Origin of the sequence: Geobacillus sp. WSUCF1, assembly GCF_000422025.1 — a bacterium.
Classification (GTDB): Bacteria; Bacillota; Bacilli; order Bacillales; family Anoxybacillaceae; genus Geobacillus; species Geobacillus zalihae.
Genome location: NZ_ATCO01000190.1, coordinates 1 through 4,037 on the forward strand (window position 1 = coordinate 1; position 4,037 = coordinate 4,037).

Sequence of the window (4,037 nt, forward strand, 5' to 3'; positions counted from 1 at the left end):
GCTGAGCGCCGATGTCGAATACGGATTTTCTTTTAAAATGACATCAAACGTCACGATGCGCCGGTCTTTTGACATATACGCGTCTTTCGCCTGCGCAAAGTCTTTGCTTTCGCGCGCTTCCTTCGGCATGTGCCAGCCAGCCATGTCTTTCTCCGGCGCCGATGACAAATCGGCTAAATACGTTTCCGCCGTTCCGAGGCCGTCCGCCACTTTATGCAGACCGGACGCGCTTTGGTCCAAGCCGTTTACAAGCTGGGCGAGCTGGCCGCCAAGGGCGGAGAAATGCTCAAGCAATTGGCGCTGGCCGCCGTTCACTTGCTCAAGCCCTCGGGAGAATTGCGGCAATTGGTCGACCGCCTGTTTCTGGCCGTCGGCCGCTTTCGTCAACCCGGCTTCGAGCTCCGAAAGCCCGGCGATGATCCGGTCCAAGCCGCCGTTGACCGCCGCTTGGCCGGCCGCAAGCTGGGCGAACGAGTCGTTCGCTTTCGCCAAGCCGGCGCGCGCCTGCTCAAGCGCCCCGTTCAACTGTACGAGGCCGTCCGCCATTTCGTTCGTCTTTTCGGACAAGGCGGCGACCGTCATTTTCGCTCGTTGATATTGGGCGTCTTGCGCGAGCTCCGGGTGCGCCTGTTCGACTTGCGCAAGCATCGCCTGCACGGCGGCGAGCTGATTGGCGACGGCCTTTAATCCCGCTTCGATTTGCCGGTACTGGCCGCTTAATGCCGACAGCCCTTGTTCCGTCTGCTTGTAGCCGTCAAGCAGCTGCGCGGCGCCTTCCTGCAACTTTTTCGCATTGTCGCGAAGCGTCACTAAGCCGTTTTGCAGCTCGCCGGCGCCCACCGCTCCACGACGCACGCCTTGTTCGATTTGACTAAGGCCGTTTTGCAGCTGGCGCAGACCGTCTTCAAGCCGCTCCGTTCCAGAGACGAGCTGGCCGATGCCGGATGACGCCTGCTTGAGCTGCGGCGCGGACGAGGACAATTTTTCGCTTGCCGTCTCAAGTCCGGCGCCGATTTTCTCAATCCCCTCTTTGCCGGCGCCGAGGCCGTCTTTGAGCTGTTTCGCTTGTTCGGTGACATACAGCTCCTGAATCGGCTCTCCGGTCGGACGCGTCGCCGAGCGGACGCTTGCCACGCCGTCAACTTTTTCGATCTCACGGCTCATTTTCTCAATTAACGCCAGTCCTTCTTCCGAATCGAGCGGCTCTTTGCTTTTCAATACCACCTGCGTCGGCATGGCATCTCCCGGATTGAAATGATCGGCAATGATGTCAAACGCTTTGACCGAACGATAATGATCGCCGATCTCCTCCATGGAATCAAACGACAGGTTGCCATCATACGTCGCCAACACCGGCACGGTCACGACGGCGACAATCGCCAGCGCCAGAAGCGGACGGGCGAAGGCAAAGCGACCGGCGGCGAGCCAAAGCCGGCTTTGCCCGTGCTCAAGCTTCCCGCGCACCGGCCAAAACAGCTTCTCGCCAAGCACTGCCATGAAAAACGGCACGAGCGTCATCAAGGCGGCAAGCAAGACCGCCACCCCGACGGCGACAGCCGCCGCCGATTGATACAGCTTAAACGTCGACAAGCCGATCGCCGCAAAGCCGATCATGACGGCCAAGCCGCTTGCCGCCACCGTTTTCCCAGCCGTCCGGTACGTGGCGACGATCGCTTCCACCCGATCGCCGCGCTTCGCCAGTTCTTCTTTAAACCGGCTCAGCAGCAAAATGCAATAGTCGGTCCCAATGCCAAACAACACCGCCACTAAAAACGTCTGCGTAAACGTCGACAACGGAAAGTTGACCTGATCGACCAAAAACGCCACGACCGACTGCGAAACGACGTACGTCGCCCCGACCGCGAGCAGCGGAATGAGCGGCGCTACCGGCGAGCGGAACACGGCGAGCAACACAATTAAAATAAAGACGACCGTGATCCCCTCCGTTTTCTTCACGCCTTCCTGCGAGCTCGTTACGACATCTTCATCGATCATCCAGCCGCCGGTGAAATAATGCTCGACCTTGACGCCATCGACTGCTTTATACAGGGCGTCGGTCAATTGCTTCGCCGTCCGCCCAGCCGGGTCGATGCTGACGGAAATGAGCATCGTCGTTCCATCTTTGGAGATGAGTTCTTTTTCCAGCTCCCGGTTGGCAAACGGCGAGACGATGTTCGTGACATGAAGTTCCTCTTTTTTCTTTTCGAGCGCGTTTACCGCCCGTTCAATCTCTTTTTTGTCATCCGCCGTCAATCCGCCTTTTTGGTAAAAGACAAGCACCGCAGACCGTTCGTTTTGCTTGTTTTCCTGGCTGTTCGCCTCTTTGATCAGCTTGGCCGCCAATGACGACGAGTAGCCGTCCGGCACGCTCAGCTGCCCTTTTTCCCTGACAAGCTCGCCCATGTTCGGCGCCGTCGCCATGAGCACGGCCGCGATGGCGATCCATGCCGCAAGTACGAGCCATTTTCCTTTGATGATCGCTCTCATGTCGCTTCTTCCACCTCCTGCAGCACGCGGGCCAACCGTTCATACGTGCGGATGAATGTTTCGATCTCCTCCTCTGGAAAGCGGGCGATCACTTCTTCGACGAGCCGATAGACGCTGCGGTCCATTTCCTCTACCCATGCTTCCCCGTGCTCCGTCAGCGATAAGACGATGACGCGCCGGTCGTTCTTGTCACGGTCGCGGCGCAGCAGCCTTTGTCGACGAGGCGATTCGTCATCGCCGTCACCGCGCTTTTGTTCACGCCAAACATCGCCGCGAGCTCCGTTGACGTGCACGCCCCCCGCCGGCGGATGTAGCGAAGCAAATAATATTGATCGTGCGTCATCTCTTCGCAAAGACTGCCTTTGACAAGCGCCGCTCCGCGTTTCATCACGAGAAACGACACGGACAAATAGCGGTCGATCCATTCATCGATGTTTCGTCCCGGCATTGATTCACCTCCGATGGTTCAATCATTGAACAATCAACCAAATTCAACAGTAGATGGAGAGCTGTCATCCATTTTGTTCAACTGTTGAACTATTAGTAACGATACCAAGGAAAAAAGAGAAAGTCAACAAGGAATGTTGCCAAAGGAGAAACCATTCTATCGTCCAATCTGAATAGAGAGGAAATTTTTTCAAATCCATTACATTGCATTCACGAACGCTTAACATCCAGCTTGTACGATAAAAGTGACCAAATCATCTGAAAAAGGAGAGGAGAACGATGTTCCGATCGAAACGCCGCACCGCTTTGCTCATTGCCGGGCTGAGCGCCGGACTGACGCTTTATCATGCTAGTCAAGCTGCATGGGCCGCCCCAACGAAACAATCGAAGCCGCCTGAAGTGAAAAATGTCATCCTTTTTGTCGGCGATGGCATGGGCACCGCGCATCGCAACGCCATTCGCCTCGCTACAAAAGGATTGAGCGGGGAATTGGAAATGGACAGCATGCCGTACAGCGGCCTCGTCCATACGAACTCTGCCGACGCGAAATCATTCATCACCGACTCCGCTGCGGCGGCGACCGCGATCGCCTCAGGCGTGAAAACATACAACGGCGCCATTTCCGTTGATCGACAAGGGAAACCAGTGGAAACGATTTTGGAACAAGCGAAAAAAGCCGGCAAGGCAACAGGGCTTGTCACGACCGCCCAAGTGACGGACGCCACGCCGGCCGCGTTTGCCGCCCACACCGCCAATCGCTCTGCCCAAAGCGACATCGCCAAGCAATACATTGAACAAACGAAAGTGGACGTCATTTTAGGCGGCGGGGAAGATTACTGGTATCCTAATGGAAATCCTGGCTATTACCCCGACCATCCAGCCGAAGATCCGGAAGAAGCAAGCAAAGGCACGCAAGGAAACTTGGTTGAACGCGCCAAGCAGCTCGGCTACACGTACGTCCGCACCGCCGATGAGCTGAAACAAGCGTCCGGCCGCAAGCTGCTTGGACTGTTTGCCAACGAAGAAATGTTCCAGCAGCGACCGGAAGGGGAAGGGGATGTGTACAATCCCGTCGTGCCGCTGCCTGATATGACGAAAAAAGC

Annotated in this window: 2 protein-coding genes and 1 pseudogene; 1 reads left to right on the top strand and 2 read right to left on the bottom strand. The window is 56.7% G+C overall.

Annotation, left to right across the window (positions count from 1 at the left end; all coding sequences use genetic code 11):
- Together I656_RS01640 and I656_RS0116745 are read right to left on the bottom strand one after the other, a co-directional pair.
- Window positions 1-2,487: MMPL family transporter (locus I656_RS01640; protein WP_020756575.1), on the bottom strand; the 2,487-nt coding region annotated here is incomplete at its 3' end.
- Window positions 2,484-2,935: pseudogene (locus I656_RS0116745) on the bottom strand (MarR family winged helix-turn-helix transcriptional regulator). The gene I656_RS01640 and the pseudogene I656_RS0116745, both read right to left, overlap by 4 nt.
- Before the next feature lie 278 nt (window positions 2,936-3,213).
- Between I656_RS0116745 and I656_RS01635 the strand changes: the two are divergent.
- Window positions 3,214-4,037, top strand: an 824-nt coding sequence (locus I656_RS01635; RefSeq protein WP_020756582.1) for an alkaline phosphatase, incomplete at its 3' end; no start/stop codon positions are given.